At 45.1% G+C, this 339-nt stretch carries 1 protein-coding gene; it reads left to right on the top strand.

Annotated elements, in window-relative coordinates; translation table 11 throughout:
* A partial coding sequence (locus RMT89_RS41810) for an ATP-binding cassette domain-containing protein (protein WP_315888988.1) occupies positions 1-339 on the top strand: 339 nt, incomplete at both ends.

The following is a 339-nucleotide window of genomic DNA, read 5'->3' on the forward strand; positions in this document are numbered from 1 at the left end:
TGTTAGACCAACCCACCTCAGGGAATATTCGCTTATTAGGTAAAGACTTACAGCACATCAAAAAGAAAGAAATGAACCGGTTACGCAACCAAACTTTCGGCTTCGTCTTCCAACAATTCTTTATGAATCCTAAAGACACCGTATTGCAAAATGTCATGTTGCCACTAAAAATCGCTGGCATACCAACCTCCCAGCGAAAAACAATGGCGCTGGCCGCCTTAGCAGCTGTCGAAATGACAGACAAAGCTAGCAACAAAGGGAACGACCTTTCCGGTGGTCAAAAACAACGGGTCTGTATCGCCCGAGCGTTAGTCAATGAACCGGAGATCATTTTTGCTG

This window comes from Streptomyces sp. P17 (genome assembly GCF_032436805.1).
Classification (GTDB): domain Bacteria; phylum Actinomycetota; class Actinomycetes; order Streptomycetales; family Streptomycetaceae; genus Streptomyces.